This is a genomic window from Caballeronia concitans, from assembly GCF_001544615.1.
GTDB lineage: Bacteria > Pseudomonadota > Gammaproteobacteria > Burkholderiales > Burkholderiaceae > Caballeronia > Caballeronia concitans.
The window spans coordinates 202,887-217,592 of sequence record NZ_FCNV02000008.1 but is presented as its reverse complement, the minus strand read 5'-3'; the positions used below and the strand labels follow the sequence as shown (position 1 = coordinate 217,592).

The following is a 14,706-nucleotide window of genomic DNA, read 5'->3' as shown; positions in this document are numbered from 1 at the left end:
CTCAGTAGATGGGGAAGCGCTCGCACAGCGCGAAGATCTCGCGGCGCACGCGTTGTTCGGTTTGCGGATCGCCTTCGGGATGCTCGCGCAACGAATCGAAGACTTCGAGAATCAGGCGTCCGGTTTCGCGGAACTCTTCCACGCCGAAGCCGCGCGTGGTTCCCGCGGGCGTGCCCAGGCGAATGCCCGACGTGACCGTGGGCTTCTCGGTATCGAACGGAATGCCGTTCTTGTTGCACGTGATGCCTGCGCGCTCGAGGGCCTGTTCAACCTGATTGCCCTTGAGACCCTTGGGACGCAGATCGACGAGCAAGAGATGGTTGTCCGTGCCGCCCGTGACGAGATCGACGCCGCCCGCCTTCAGCACTTCGCCCAACGCCTGTGCATTCGCGAGCACGTTGTCGATATACGTCTTGAACTCGGGCTGCAACGCTTCGCCGAACGCAACGGCCTTGCCCGCGATCACATGCATCAGCGGACCGCCTTGCAGCCCCGGAAACACGGCGGAATTGATCTTCTTCGCGATGTCTTCGTCGTTGGTCAGGATGAAGCCGCCGCGCGGGCCGCGCAGCGTCTTGTGCGTGGTCGACGTGACGACATGCGCGTGATCGACCGGATTGTCATGACGCCCCGCCGCGATGATGCCCGCGATATGCGCCATGTCGACCATGAGCTTCGCACCGGCGCGATCGGCGATTGCGCGCAGCCGCTTGAAGTCCAGCTTGCGCGGGTAAGCCGAGAAACCCGCGATGATCAGCGACGGCTTGTGCTGCTCAGCCAGCTCCTCGATCTGCTCGTAGTCGATCAGCATGGTGTCGCGATTCACGCCATATTGAACCGCGTTGAACCACTTGCCCGACAGCGCCGGCTTCGCGCCGTGTGTGAGGTGACCGCCCGCGTCGAGCGACATACCGAGCACGGTATCGCCCGGCTTCGCGAGCGCGAGCATCACGGCGCCGTTGGCCTGCGCGCCGGAATGCGGCTGCACGTTGGCGAACTTCGCGTTGAAGAGTTGCTTGATGCGATCGATGGCAAGCGACTCGACTTCATCGACGAACTCACAGCCGCCGTAATAGCGCTTGCCCGGATACCCTTCCGCATACTTGTTCGTGAGCACCGAGCCTTGCGCTTCGAGCACGGCGCGCGACACGATGTTTTCCGACGCGATCAATTCGATCTGCGATTGCTGGCGTTCCAGTTCCCGAAGGATGGCGCCGCGTACGGAGGCATCGCGCGCGGCGAGCGGCGCTTCAAAGAAGGGATTCGAGTTCGACATGGCAGGTCCGTGGTCAGGTAAGAACGATCATTGGATGAAGCCTGGGTTGCGTGCCTTGCGCCGCGTGAGCCTTCATCGCTTGCGTCTATTCTTGACGTTCGCCTTGCCGGTCAATTTACGAATTCAGACGTGTTCTTGGCCTTTTCCGACATGCGCGTCTGTTTTCGACAAGTGGCCGAATCGCTTTGGGTGTAGGACGCTTCTCCTTAAGGATGCACTGCACTATGGCGGCACGCTCGTGCGCTGAGTCAGTGCTTTTAGCACGCGTGTTCGCGCCGCAATAGTGCGTGCTTTGAAGACATTGATAAGCGCGGCTTGAATATTCAGGGTTTAGCCTGATGGCATGCAAGTTGCACTTGAAAACAAAATGCTGGAGTGACACCACGCCGCAAGTCTCGGCGTCGAACTATAGATTCCAAGGAATCAATTCCCACATGTCTCCCGATCGCACGGCGTCGCTGTCGCACTTCGCCTTTATGCCGCTGCCGAACTTCACGATGATCGCGTTCACCAACGCAGTGGAAGTCCTGCGCATGGCGAATTACCTGACGGGGCAGCCGCTCTATCGATGGTCTATCGTCAGTCCCACGGGCGGACCCGTTGCGGCAAGCAATGGGCTTTCCGTCGATACGGGACCGGTGGAATGCGTGGGCCAGCCGGATATCGTGTTCGTGGTGGGCGGCATCGACGTGCAGCATTCGACTACGCCCGAACATCTCTCCGCATTGCGTCGCTTCGCGCGCACGGGCAGCGTGCTCGGCAGTCTTTGTACGGGAACGTATGCGCTTGCGCGCGCCGGATTGCTTGCGGGCTATGCGTGCGCCATTCACTGGGAGAACATGTCGGCGCTCAAGGAAGAGTTTCCCGACACGCGTTTTCTCAAAGAGTTATTCGTGATCGATCGCGATCGCGTGACGTGTACGGGCGGAGTCGCGCCGCTCGACATGATGCTCAATCTGATCGCCGCGCGTGTCGGCACGGCGCGAGTCACGCAGATCGCGGAACAGTTCATCGTCGAACACGTGCGGGACACCAGCGCGCAACAACGCATGCCGCTCGTGGCGCGGCTCGGATCGGCGAACAAGTCCTTGTTCGAAGTGATCTCGCTGATGGAGAACAACATCGAGGAACCGCTTTCGCGCGAAGAACTCGCGCGGCTGGCGGGCATGTCGCAACGGCAATTGCAGCGTCTTTTTCGCGAGCATCTCGGCATGACGCCGACGCATTACTATCTGACGCTGCGCCTGAGACGCGCGCGCGAATTGCTGCTGCAGACGGACATGTCGATCATGCACATCACGATGGCGTGCGGCTTTCAGTCCGCATGTCACTTTTCGAAGAGTTATCGCGATGCGTTCGGCACCGCGCCCACGCGCGAGCGCAGAAAGCAGGTGCCGCCTTTGAGTGCCGTGCCGGTCATGGTCGCTTGAATTCTCTCAGCGCATGAAAAGCAAGCGCCTCTTTCTAGAGGCGCTTTGTTCTTTACTAAGCCGCTTTGAGCAACCCATGCGGATCGATGACGAACTTGCGCGGCGCGCCACCATCGAACTTGCGATAACCTTCCGGCGCTTCGTCGAGCGTGACCACCGATACATTCACGATATCCGCTATCGGCAAACGGTCCCACAAAATCGCCTGCATCAGATTGCGGTTGTATTTCATCACCGGCGTTTGTCCCGTATGGAACGAATGCGACTTGGCCCAGCCGAGCCCGAAGCGGATGCTCAGGCTGCCCTTTCTCGCGGCGGCATCGGCGGCGCCGGGGTCGTCGGTGACATAGAGGCCTGGAATGCCGATCGCGCCTGCTGCCTTCGTGATTTCCATCAGTGAGTTGAGCACGGTCGCGGGCGCTTCGGCGTTGTGCTCGCTTCCGTGTCCGTGCGCTTCGAAACCGACGCAATCCACGGCGCAATCCACTTCGGGCTTGCCGAGAATCTGCTCGATCTGCTCGCCGAGCGTCGCGTCTTTCGAGAGATCGATGGTCTCGAAGCCCATCTTGCGCGCATGCGCGAGGCGCTCTTCGTTCATGTCGCCGACGATGGTGCAGGCCGCGCCCAACAGACGCGCCGATGCAGCCGCCGCCATGCCGACCGGCCCCGCGCCCGCGATATAGACGGTCGCGCCCGGCTTCACGCCCGCCATGACCGCGCCGTGATAGCCGGTCGGAAGAATATCGGAGAGACAGGTGAGGTCGCGGATCTTGGACATCGCCTGCGCCTTGTCGGGGAACTTGAGCAGGTTGAAGTCGGCGTACGGGACCATCACGTACTCGGCCTGTCCGCCGATCCATCCGCCCATGTCCACATAACCATACGCGCCGCCCGCGCGCGACGGGTTCACGTTGAGGCACACGCCGGTGTGCTGCGCCTTGCATGTGGGACAGCGGCCGCATGCGACGTTGAACGGCACGGAGACGAGATCGCCGATGGATAGCGTCTCCACGTCGCGTCCAATTTCGATGACTTCGCCGGTGATTTCGTGCCCGAGCACGAGGCCGATGGGCGCGGTGGTGCGGCCGCGAACCATATGCTGGTCCGAGCCGCAGATGTTCGTGCTGACGACTTTCAAAATGACGCCGTGGCCGATGTCGCGGCCGCGGGGATCGACCATTCTCGGATAGTCGATGGACTGGACTTCGACTTTGCCCTGGCCTAGATATACGACGCCGCGGTTCGTGCTCATCTCATTCGTCTCCTTGGATTCGTGGGCGGCTGCGCGCGTGCGTCTCGTCGCGATGCACGCGGCCGTTGGGGGAGAGTAGGACGGTTTTACTTCACACGTTGGGGGGAATGCGACGTGGGGTTGGTTGGGAGCGACAGGGGTTGTCGTAAGTGGGTGGAGGAAGCACTGCATGAACCGGTACATAAAACCAAATCGCCTCGCGCAGCCGAAGCCACGCGAGGCGAGACTCCTCATCGAAACGAGAGAGAGAAGAAAGCCCTTAATGCCCCACCGGCCCCGTAGCCTTAAGCTCGGCTGCAGTCTTAGCTTGCGGATGCGCCGCCTGCTTGATGAGCAACGCCACCGCCGACACCAATCCCGCCACCGCGATCACCGCGAAGATCCCGCCAAACGTGAAGTGCAGCCGCGTCAACTCGGCAACAAGAAACGACCCCGCAATACCGCCAAAGCGCCCGATGCCGAGCATCCACGCAACGCCAGTACCACGCCCTTGCGTCGGATAAAACGCGGCGGCGAGCGCGGGCATCGACGATTGCGCCGTGTTCATCAACACGCCCGCGAGGAACACCACCAGCACGAGCAAACCCACGTTGCCTGCGGCCTGACCGATGCAGTACACGCTCACCGCCGTCAACGCATAACATGCGGCGATGATGCGGTTCGCGTTGAACTTGTCCATCAGCACGCCGAGCAACACCGCGCCCACGCCGCCGAGCGGGAACAATGCGGAGATGAGCGTCGCGCGTTGCGGATTGAGTCCGGATTCCTTGAGCAGAATCGGCATCCAGTTGATCGATGCATAGAAGATCACGAGGCCCATGAAATAGGCGAGCCACAGCATGATCGAGCCGACGATGTATGAACGCGAGAGCACCACGCTCATGCCGCTCTGCCCTTGAACCGCAGGCGCCGCTTCGGTCATGAAGAAAGAACCGGCGTTGCGCGCGTCTTGCGAAATGCGTGCGAGCGTCGCGCGAATCTTCTCGACGGGCTTCGCCTTCGCCACCATGTAACGCACCGATTCCGGCAGCGTAAGAAGCAGCAGCACGGACAGCACGAGCGGCGCGACGCCGCCCAGAAACAGCACGCTGCGCCAGCCGAAATGCGGAATCATCCACGCCGCGAGAAAGCCGCCGAACGCCGCGCCCAACGGAAAGCCGCAGAACATCAGATTGATGAGCGTCGCGCGCCGATTATCGGGGCAAAACTCACTCATCATCGTGACGGCGTTGGGCATCGCCGCGCCGAGGCCCAGGCCCGTGACGAAGCGCAGCGTCGTGAGTTGCGTGATATCCGCCGAATAGGCCGATGCAAAACACGCGACGCCAAAGAGAATCACCGATGAAAGCAGCATCAGTCGACGGCCCAGGCGATCCGACAGCGGCCCCGACAGCAGCGCACCCGCAGCAAGGCCGAAGAGCGCCGCGCTCAGCACCGGCGCGAGCGCGGGGCGGCTGATATGCCATTCCGTCACCAGCGACGGCGCGATAAAGCCGATTGCAGCCGTATCGAAGCCATCCAGCAGGACAATGACGAAGCACATCCCGAAGATGAGCCACTGAAACGGCGAGAACGGATGCTCGTTGATGAACGTCTGAACGTTCACGCTTGGACTTCTGCTCACTTCATTCCCTTTATGTTGAGAGGCCAGATATTCGCCGAATGTTCGCGATACGAACAGCGATTCACATAGCGAACCTTACGACTCGCGTGAGAGTACGCAACAAAGGACGCCTCCGCAACGCGGGGATACCCGGAAACGGCTCCGGCACGCCTTCGAATGCGTCGATAGAATGAGCCCATGCGAAAGCCTCAAACTCACTCTAAAGCGAACGAACACGCGTTGCCGCTTCACACGCCGAGCACGGCATCGCTTGCAATGGCCGCCGCCATCGCCATGATCGCGTGGCTCGCCATTGCCGCGCAGACGGACCTGAGCATCGCGCGTTCGCTCGGTCGCGGACTCACTGTCATCGACGGCCTCGCGCGCATGAGCAGCTATCTGACGAATCTGACCGTGCTGCTCACGGCCTTGTGCTTCACATGCGTCGCCACGCGCGCGCAGTCGCCTGTCGCGCGATTCTTTCGGCAACCGCCTGTCGTGACGGCGGTCGCGGTGTATATCGTGTTCGTGGGCATCGCGTACAACACGCTGCTGCGTTTCTGGTGGACGCCGTCGGGGTATCGCGCGCTCGTCAATGAGGCGCTGCATACCATCGTGCCTTTGCTTGCAGCGCTCTACTGGCTTTTGTTCGTGCCGCGCTTTCACTTGTCATGGCGACGATGCGCGTTATGGCTCGTCTATCCGCTTTGCTATTTGTTCATCACGCTATGGCGCGGCAGCACGTCGGATTTCTATCCGTACTGGTTCATCAATGTTTCGGAGCTGGGCTATGAGCGCGTGTTCTTCAACGCAACCCTGCTCGTCGTGGCCTTTCTCGTGTTGATGAGTGTGTTCCTCGTGATCAATCATCGGCGCGAAGACTTGAGCGTGCCCGATCCGGATGTCGAGTCGGACGACATGGCCGACCCGGGCACACCGCGCTGATTCGCGCTCAAGCTCAGGCGGGTTTCGTATCCAACATGATGAGTTCGACGCCGGCGTGCGCGAAATTCGCAAGATCCGCAGCCGTCGCCTGGCCTTCGGGCGATGCCAGGCCCGAGTGAATTGCATCGAGTGAATCGAATTCCAGCAGCGCGACCAAATGATAAGGCGACTCGCCTTGCGCCACCGTCACGGGACCGGTGCTGATTTCATAGCGCTTGAGACCAGGTATTTTCTTGGCAAGCGGCGCATGCGTCGATGCGTAGTGGGCGTCGAATGCTGCCTTGTCGGAAGGCGTTTTATAGAGCGCCATGAGTTGGGCCATCGTCGTTGTCTCCTGAGTGGTCGTGGGCGTTAATGCATCGAATCATCGAATAAGGCGCTATTGCTTCTCCAACTGAAGATAAAGCCGCTGCACGTTCTGCGGCTGGGCAATGGCATAGAGCTTATAGCCGCTAAAGGCGGGGACTTGCACCGAATGCATCGCATCGGTAAGACCCACGCCGCTCTTGTAAGCGCGCTTGACCGACGCATCCAGTTCGCGCAGATAAACGCCTGTCTGCATGACGTCGTCGCCATTCAGCGGCGCGCCGAACGCGGGCACGACGGCCGTGAGATCCAGCGCGCGCAAATTGTCCAGCGCGCTGAGCCAGCCGGGAATGTGCTCGTTGCGCAGTTCGGGAATGCGTCCATTCGAAACGAGACTGCCCGCGAACAACACACCCGTTTGCGTATCGAGCACCGCAAGATCGCCGGGCGTGCTGGCCGGACCGAAATGCAGCAATTGCAGCTTGCGTCCGCCGCTTTCGATTTCCGTCGTGCCATTGACCGTGCGATCCGGCACGGTCACGCGCGATCCGGCCATCTCGTCTTCGCCCAGCGTCTTGCGCAAGTTCGCGAGACAGATCGAGCATCGCTCTTTAATCAGTTGCGCAGTGCGAGCGTGCGCGAGTATGGGCACATCGCGATCCCTAAATGCAGCCGCGCCGAATACGAACTCCGGCGCCTGATGCGTGATGATGACGAGCTTCACCGGCAAAGGCGTGACCTTGCGAATGGCTTCGATCATCGCGCGTCCATAGCGATAAGACGGCCCCGTATCGATCACCGTCACGCCGCTCGGCCCCACGATAAAGCCATTGTTCGCGACGATGCCGTGATTCGCGGGCGCAACCGCATCGGCGGTGCCGATGAACGCATACACGCCCGGCGCGATAGCGACGGGCGCAGGCATGCCGGCGAGCGCGGCCATCGCCACATCGACGAACGCGAACAGCAGCGCGCCTATGAAGGCTCTCACGCAACGTGGCGTCATTTCATCGCCGATGTTTGCGGGGCCGATTGCGCGTCGATCGCGACCACGCCTTCGAAGTTCTTGTTCTTCGTATCCTCGATATGCGCCTTCAATTCACCGCTTCCGCTCGGCACGAAATAGAAGCGGAAATTCGGGTTCTCGCTGATCGAAAAGTTCACGTTCGCGGTCATCACCGGCTTGCCTGCATATGTCACGGCAACCTTGCGCACGAAATAGGCCGTAGCGTAATTGCGCGTGACCTGATTCATCGCCATGCCGGTTCGGTTCGGGTGACGCACCATCAATTGAGCGAGTTCGGGCTTGCCCGCTGCGGGCTTGCCTTCGGCCTGAAGACGCACGGCACCGGCCTCGCGTTCGCCCGCTTCATCGTCCTTGCCTGCAGGAGCCGAACAGCCGCCCGATGCCTTGACGAAACGTACTGCGCTATAGAGATGTCCGTCGTTCGTCTCGGCTATCACGCGCATGAACGTGTAGTCCTCCACGCGCACGCGTGTTTCTATGCTTGCCAGTCCCGACTCCGGCGTGAATTCGAATGAGCCTGCATACGGCTCCGGATTCTCGTCGATGAATAGATAGACCTTGCTGATATAACGGGAAGGCGTTTGTGGAAACTGCGCATTGATCGCGATGGGAACAACGGCAGCATCGGCGGCGCGCGCGGGTGCATCGAGTTTGATGACGGCATCGCCATGTGTATCGATCGTGCGGCCTTTGAACGTGCCTTCCTTGAAGTCGAGCCAGCGCGCGACCTTATCGGGATCGTCGTCGGGCTGAGCGGCTTGCGCGATGCAGGGGGCAAGCGTCACGAACAATGCCGCGAACGCTGCAATGGGTCGACTCGTCATGATGTCCTCCTCTGCCGCTACTGCTCCCATTCGAGTTCCGCATAGGCCGCCGTCACGTTGCGGCGATGATAGACGTCGTACAGCAGCCACTTGCCGCGCTGATTCACGCCTATCGTATCGACGGCTTTTTGAATGGTTTCGCCTCGCTTGATGGCCGCTCGCACATCGCGCGCCAGTTCGGCAAGGTACTGTTCCTCCGCATCCAGCGATTGCGGCCACGGGACATTCAGCGGACCATGTCCCGGTACTACATAGCGCGGATTCATCTGCTTAATGCGCGCGATATCTTCAAGCCAGCCGACAATGCTTCCGTCCACCACCGGTATGCATCCGACGAAAAGCAGATCGCCGAGCCATAACGTACCGCTCTTCTCATCGTATACCGTGATGTCGTTGTTGGTATGCGCTGTTTTCCATGATTGCAGCGTCAGCGTGCGTTCGCCGAGATCGAGTGTCATGGTTCCGTCTACCGACAAGGTCGGCGGGATGATTTCGCTGCCGTCCGCCACCGCGCCAAGCTCTCGATGCAACGCTCGCAAGTAGTTGTCCGCGCGCGCCGCCTCCGCTTCCGCGAGCTTCGCGCTGCCGACGTATTGCGGATGATGGTCATTGAACGCCGCATTGCCGAAGATATGATCCGGATGCATGTGCGTATTGATGACATAGCACACAGGCAACGGCGTGACGCGTCGAATAGCGGCGCGAAGTTGCCGCCCTTCGGCGAGCGTGCCGCCCGTGTCGATGACCGCCACGCAGCGAGATCCGACGATAAAGCCCACGTTGGCAATATCGCCGCCGTTGGCAGGCGTCGCGACATCGTCGTGACCGCGATGCGCGTAATTGCCCGGTGTAATCTGCTGCACCGCAAGCGCCGGTTCCGCATGCGCGCTCGCGGCGCCTAACGCAAGCATTGCCGATAACGCCAACGCGCGCAGCATCGACGCTATTGTCATCGAACGCTTTCCGCATCCGCGAGACGCCTGGGCCGCAGCAAGCCGAACTCCGCATACTCGCGCTCCAGAAACGGCTCGGCATGTTCGAGCAGAAAGCGTCGAAACGCGAGACACGTGGGCGACAATTGCTTCGAGCGCGAATGCACGAGCTGCCATGTTCTTTCGACGGGCGTGCCGTTCACATCCAGCACCGCAATGCCGCCCGTGCGCAATTCGAGCGCAAGCGTATGCAGTGAAATGAGGCTCACGCCCATGCCGGCCATGACAGCCTGCTTGATCGTCTCGTTGCTTCCGAGCGTGACGCTGCGCGATGGAACGAAGAGATTCTGCTTGAACACATGTTCCGCGACGGCACGCGTTCCCGATCCCGGCTCACGCAACAGGAACGTGTCGTGAGTGAGTTCGTGCAAGTCGAAGCGACGCGCATTTCTCAACGGATGCGACAGCGGCGCGACGATCACATGCGGATGATAGGCAAGCGGCTCGGCCGTCGTGCCAAGCTCGGGCGGCGGGCGTCCCATGATCGCGAGATCCGTTGCATTATCTTGCAAGAGCCTGAGCAAGGTCTCGCGATTTCCCACCGAAAAGTGCACATCGACTTTTGGATATTGCTGCGAATAAAGCGCGAGTAATTTTGGCGCGAAGTAAGTTGCGGAACTCACTATGCTCACCGCAATCGATCCGCTATCCGCTTGCGTGAGCGACATCATGGCGTCTTCCGCGTCCTTGATTTCACCGAGGATGCGGCTCGCATGATGCTGCAGCTTCTCGCCGGCCTCCGTCAGCGCGAGCCGGCGCGCAACGCGCTCGAATAGCGGCAAGCCGACGGCGTCTTCGAGTTGCTTGATCTGCATCGACACCGCCGGCTGCGTGAGATGCAACTCTTCCGCCGCGCGTGCGAAGCTGGGACAGCGCGTGGTGATCACGAAGATTTGAAGCTGACGCAGCGTGAGAGAACGGACGAAGTTCATGCGTGGTGCAGAGCGTGGAGCGAATCACCGGCTCGCGCGCGGTGCGTTCCCCGTCTTGACGGGCGCGCTTGCAGGCGGCGAAATATTCTTGAGCGCGCCTTGGAAAGCAATCGTCTCCTTCTGCAAGGGATGCGCGAAGTCATTGCCCGCGCCGGGCACTTCGGTGCGAATGAGGAGCACGCGACCGGGCACGTCATCGGCAATGACGAACGTATAGCGCTTGCCGGTGTATTGCGCAAAGCGATCGGCATTCGGATCGTTGAGGTAAGGCTGAATCACGATCTGGCGCGCCTTGACGCCCTTGCCGTTCTTGATCCCGAGTGTCTCGCCAGAAACGGGCGTGACCGCAGGACCGGCGGCAAGCGCAAGCCGAACGCGCTGCTGGAAATAGCGGCGCTGTCCACCGGTCAATTGCTGCATCTCGGCGATATCGTGTTCGAGAAAATAAATGATGACGGGATTGCATGGCAGGCCGCCTGGCACATCGACGTTGCCTGTGCGATCGGTCACGCGCGCGTCGTTCTTGTTATTGCCGGGACTCATCACGAGCACGCGCAACGTATCGCTGACCTTGGCGGGCGGGCCCGAATAATCCACTGCGTAATCGAGTTCCGTCTGAGGATCGATGCCCGTCATATGCGGCTGCATGAAAAGCAACCGCTCGGCTGGCGCAATGTCCGGCGCAGCCGCCGATGCGGGCGGCGCATCGGCGGCGAATGCATTGATCGACAAGGCACCGGCGAGCGCGCACGCCGTCGCGAGCGCGCGAAACACCACATGCGCGGCGCTCATTGCGTTTGCGCCGGCTGCATCGGCTGTAGCGGCAGCAACGGAACCTGATAGCTCGTCAGAATCTGATCGATCTTCGGCTGGTTCGATGCAATCCAGTTGTCCACTTTGTCCCGCCATGCCTTTTCGCCATAACGCACGCCCATCGAGATTTCGAAATCGAAGCGTATGCCCGGTTGAGGCGGAAAGGCCACGAGCCTCACCTTGTTATCAGAGCGATTCACGAAATAGCCTGCAATAGGGCCCCAAACGAATGCGGCATCGACATTGCCTTTCGAAAGATCGCGCTCGATCATCTCGCCGGGAAACGCTTCCGGATCGCCGCTTTGCCCTTGATACGACACAGCCTGATCGATGAGGTTATTTCTCAGCAGCCAGTCCACCGCAGGACTCTTCACGAAGATGCCGAGCTTCATCTTCTTGAGCTGATCGGGCGGCAGATTGATGAGGTCCGCCGGCGTCTTGATGCTTTCGTACTCGGGTCGGTTGGGCAGGACCATTGCATATGTCGAATGCAGATACGGCCGCGTGGTCGCAGTGAGTTCATAGCCCTTCGGCACGCCGATGATCAGATCGCACTTATAGCGGTCGGTATCGGGCACCTTTTCGCGCAGCGTATTGCGCACGAAGCCCATGCGCTGCGGGAAATACGTGTATTCGAGCTTGTAGCCGAAGTCACTCGCCATCTGGCTCGCAATCTTGTTCTCGTAACCTTCGCCCTTCTGGTTCGAGAGCGGCATGTTGTTCGGATCGGCGCATACGCGCAGCACGCCGTCCGCGCCGTCGTTATTCGGCAGATTGGGAGGCGGCGCGCCCGCGCCTTGCGCAAACGCCGCTTGCGCTGCAAGTGCCGTAAAACAGGTGGTCATCAAACGAAACATCGAACGAAACAGCGCGCCGCTGGCTTGACGGTAAGACATGAAGCCTCCGGGAGTGAACGCGGTCATCTAACGTCGACGTGCCTATTTGGCATCGATCGCCTGCAAGTCGCCCGGATTGATTTTGCCGTCGGAACGTCCCTTCAGATACGCGTAAAGATTCTCCCAGTTCTTTTGCATCATCTGACTCGAACTGAAGTCGGGCATACCCTTCTCTACGCGGCCGCCAAATACAGTGCGATGAAATTCGGTTTTGTCGAGCGTTTTGAAAGCATCGATCAGCGAAGGGCCGACCATGCCCTCCTGCCTTGCCCCGTGACAGCGTTCGCATGCAAGCGCACGCCACGTACGCCAGCCCTGCAGCGTATCGTTGTCGACCTTGTTGCCGTCGACGACCTTGTACGCCACCGGCTTCATCTGCCCTGAATCGGTCTGGGCAAGCAAGCCTGAAGACGCAACGAGCGTTATCGACAACACCAAGAGTGATCGGCCTTTCATGCGCTTGTCTCCTTGAATAATGATCGTGCTTTGAAGCGGATATGCGCGGCGGCGTGAGTGAGTTGCCGCCGCGCATGACTGCTCAGGTCAGGAAGGTTGCATCAACTCGGGATGGCGAAGATGAACAGCGTGCCGCCGAGCGCCGTGTACTTGGCGAGTTCGCGATAGCCGCCGACCGCGCCGAGACCTTCCGTCGACTTCTCGAGTCCGGCTGCCATGCCGATGCCGGCCCAGCCGCCGATACCCGAATACACGCCGACGTATTGCTTGCCCTGATACTGATACGTGAACACGTTGCCGATGATCCCCGACGGCGTCTTGAACTTCCACAGCTCCTTGCCGTCCTTGATGCGAACCGCCTTGATATAGCCTTCGAGCGTGCCGTAGAACACGATGCCGCCTGCCGTTGCGAGCGCGCCGGACCACACCGAGAACCGCTCCGGCTTGGACCATGCGATCTTGCCTTTGGCCGCATCCCACGCGATGAAGTTGCCCATCGAACCGTTTTGGTTCGGACCGGGATACATCGAGAGCGTTGCGCCGACGAACGGCTGACCGGACACGTAATCGACCTGGAACGGCTCGTAATCCATGCAGACGTGGTTGGTCGGTACGAGGAAGAGACTCGTGCCCGGATCGAACGCGGCAGGCTGTTGGTCCTTGGAGCCGAGCGCCGCGGGACAGATGCCCTTGACGTTGTGATCCGGACCGGCCTTTTGCGTCGAATACGATGCATTGCGAATCGGCAAGCCGCTCTTGAGATCGACGCTATCGGCCCAATTCACTGCCGGGTCGTACTTCTGCGCGACAAGCAATTCGCCCGTTTCACGATTCAGCGTATAGCCGAAGCCGTTGCGGTCGAAGTGAACGATCGCGGGCACCTTCTTTCCGCCGATGTTCAGGTCCGAGAGGATCATCTCGTTGACGCCGTCATAGTCCCACTCGTCGTGAGGCGTCATTTGATAGACCCATTTCGCTTTGCCCGTATTGAGATCGCGCGCGAAGATCGACATGGACCACTTGTTGTCGCCGGGGCGCTGTGTCGGGTTCCAGGTGCCGGGATTCCCCGTGCCGTAGTAGACAAGGTTGAGCTTCGGATCCCATGCGTACCAGCCCCATGTGGTGCCGCCGCCGTATTTCCACTGATCGCCCTGCCAGCTCTTGATGGACGAGTCGGCGCCGATCGGCGTCATCTTGCCGTCGGTCCAGGTCATCGTTTGCTGCGGGTCGAGCAGCATCTCATCGTCGGGGCCTGTGCTAAAGGCCTTCCAGACTTCCTTGCCGTCCTTGATGTTGTACGCGATGAGACGGCCGCGCACGCCGAATTCGCCGCCGGAGATACCGGTCAGCACCTTGTCGCCGAATACGTGTGGGGCGTTGGTATTGGTTTCGCCTTTCTTGGGATCGCCGTTTTGAACGCTCCATACAACATCGCCGGTCTTGGCATCGAGCGCGACGAGTTTCGTGTCGGCTTGCTGGAGGAAGATCTTGCCGTCGCCATAAGCGAGACCACGGTTGACCGTATCGCAGCACATCACCGATATGACTTGCTGATCCTGCTTGGGCTGGTATTGCCAGATGAAGGTTTGGTCCTTCAGGTTGATGGCGATGACCTTGTTGGGAAACGGCGAGTGAATGTACATCGTATCGCCGATGACGAGCGGCGAGCCTTCGTGACCGCGCAGCACGCCGGTGGACATGGTCCAGGCAACCTGTAGCTTGCCGACGTTGTTCTCGTTGATTTGCTTGAGCGTGCTATAGCGGTGATTCGAATAATCGCCCGCTTGCGCTGCCCAATTCGAGGGATTCTTGATGAGGCTGTCGAGTTGTGGATCGGCCTGCGCCACATACGAATTCAGGCCTGCCGTCGCGACCACCGCCAGTCCAAGAACCAGGGTGCGTAAGTTCATGTCTCCTCCAGAAAGGTGATGCCTCCGACCCAGGGATGACCACG

General features: G+C 60.3%; 14 protein-coding genes. 2 read left to right on the top strand and 12 right to left on the bottom strand.

Annotated elements, in window-relative coordinates; genetic code table 11:
- Position 1: 1 nt before the first annotated feature.
- The gene (locus AWB72_RS19085; RefSeq protein ID WP_040049672.1) at positions 2–1,276 is read right to left on the bottom strand and encodes a serine hydroxymethyltransferase; all 1,275 of its coding nucleotides are present in this window, start codon (positions 1,274–1,276) and stop codon (positions 2–4) included.
- Positions 1,277–1,710: 434 nt separating this feature from the next.
- On the opposite strand from AWB72_RS19085, the gene AWB72_RS19080 reads away from it, so the two are divergent.
- Positions 1,711–2,706 (top strand): GlxA family transcriptional regulator, encoded by a 996-nt coding sequence (locus AWB72_RS19080; protein ID WP_040049671.1) that lies wholly within the window; start codon positions 1,711–1,713, stop codon positions 2,704–2,706.
- Positions 2,707–2,761: 55 nt separating this feature from the next.
- Here the strand turns inward: AWB72_RS19080 and fdhA are convergent, their stop codons facing one another.
- A complete protein-coding gene (gene fdhA, locus AWB72_RS19075; RefSeq protein WP_040049670.1) occupies positions 2,762–3,958 on the bottom strand; it encodes a formaldehyde dehydrogenase, glutathione-independent in 1,197 nt (398 codons plus the stop codon).
- 259 nt (positions 3,959–4,217) lie between these two features.
- Positions 4,218–5,582, bottom strand: a complete 1,365-nt coding sequence (locus AWB72_RS19070) for an MFS transporter (RefSeq protein ID WP_040049669.1) — start codon at positions 5,580–5,582, stop codon at positions 4,218–4,220.
- A 177-nt stretch (positions 5,583–5,759) separates the two neighbouring features.
- Between AWB72_RS19070 and AWB72_RS19065 the strand changes: the two genes are divergently transcribed.
- On the top strand, positions 5,760–6,506 hold the full coding sequence (locus AWB72_RS19065) for a Pr6Pr family membrane protein (RefSeq protein WP_040049668.1): 747 nt from the start codon (positions 5,760–5,762) through the stop codon (positions 6,504–6,506).
- Between the two features lie 13 nt (positions 6,507–6,519).
- Here the strand turns inward: AWB72_RS19065 and AWB72_RS19060 are convergent, their stop codons facing one another.
- The 9 genes from AWB72_RS19060 to AWB72_RS19020 all read right to left on the bottom strand — a co-directional run bounded on the left by AWB72_RS19060 (position 6,520) and on the right by AWB72_RS19020 (position 14,662).
- The gene (locus tag AWB72_RS19060; RefSeq protein WP_040049667.1) at positions 6,520–6,828 is read right to left on the bottom strand and encodes an EthD family reductase; all 309 of its coding nucleotides are present in this window, start codon (positions 6,826–6,828) and stop codon (positions 6,520–6,522) included.
- A gap of 57 nt (positions 6,829–6,885) precedes the next feature.
- Positions 6,886–7,803, bottom strand: coding sequence for an MBL fold metallo-hydrolase (locus AWB72_RS19055; RefSeq protein WP_244285683.1), 918 nt, complete (start codon positions 7,801–7,803; stop codon positions 6,886–6,888).
- 11 nt (positions 7,804–7,814) lie between these two features.
- The gene (locus tag AWB72_RS19050; RefSeq protein WP_084592772.1) at positions 7,815–8,663 is read right to left on the bottom strand and encodes a quinoprotein dehydrogenase-associated SoxYZ-like carrier; all 849 of its coding nucleotides are present in this window, start codon (positions 8,661–8,663) and stop codon (positions 7,815–7,817) included.
- Between the two features lie 17 nt (positions 8,664–8,680).
- Positions 8,681–9,616, bottom strand: a complete 936-nt coding sequence (locus tag AWB72_RS19045) for a quinoprotein relay system zinc metallohydrolase 2 (protein ID WP_040049665.1) — start codon at positions 9,614–9,616, stop codon at positions 8,681–8,683.
- Positions 9,613–10,587 (bottom strand): LysR family transcriptional regulator, encoded by a 975-nt coding sequence (locus AWB72_RS19040; RefSeq protein ID WP_040049664.1) that lies wholly within the window; start codon positions 10,585–10,587, stop codon positions 9,613–9,615. The genes AWB72_RS19045 and AWB72_RS19040 overlap by 4 nt, the downstream gene beginning before the upstream one ends.
- A 24-nt stretch (positions 10,588–10,611) precedes the next feature.
- Positions 10,612–11,379: a hypothetical protein gene (locus AWB72_RS19035; RefSeq protein WP_040049663.1), complete on the bottom strand. Its 768-nt coding sequence runs from the start codon at positions 11,377–11,379 to the stop codon at positions 10,612–10,614.
- Positions 11,376–12,296 (bottom strand): substrate-binding domain-containing protein, encoded by a 921-nt coding sequence (locus AWB72_RS19030; protein ID WP_040049706.1) that lies wholly within the window; start codon positions 12,294–12,296, stop codon positions 11,376–11,378. The genes AWB72_RS19035 and AWB72_RS19030 overlap by 4 nt, the downstream gene beginning before the upstream one ends.
- A 42-nt stretch (positions 12,297–12,338) precedes the next feature.
- A complete protein-coding gene (locus tag AWB72_RS19025; RefSeq protein ID WP_040049662.1) occupies positions 12,339–12,752 on the bottom strand; it encodes a c-type cytochrome in 414 nt (137 codons plus the stop codon).
- 101 nt (positions 12,753–12,853) lie between these two features.
- On the bottom strand, positions 12,854–14,662 hold the full coding sequence (locus AWB72_RS19020) for a methanol/ethanol family PQQ-dependent dehydrogenase (RefSeq protein WP_040049661.1): 1,809 nt from the start codon (positions 14,660–14,662) through the stop codon (positions 12,854–12,856).
- Between the last annotated feature and the right edge of the window lie 44 nt (positions 14,663–14,706).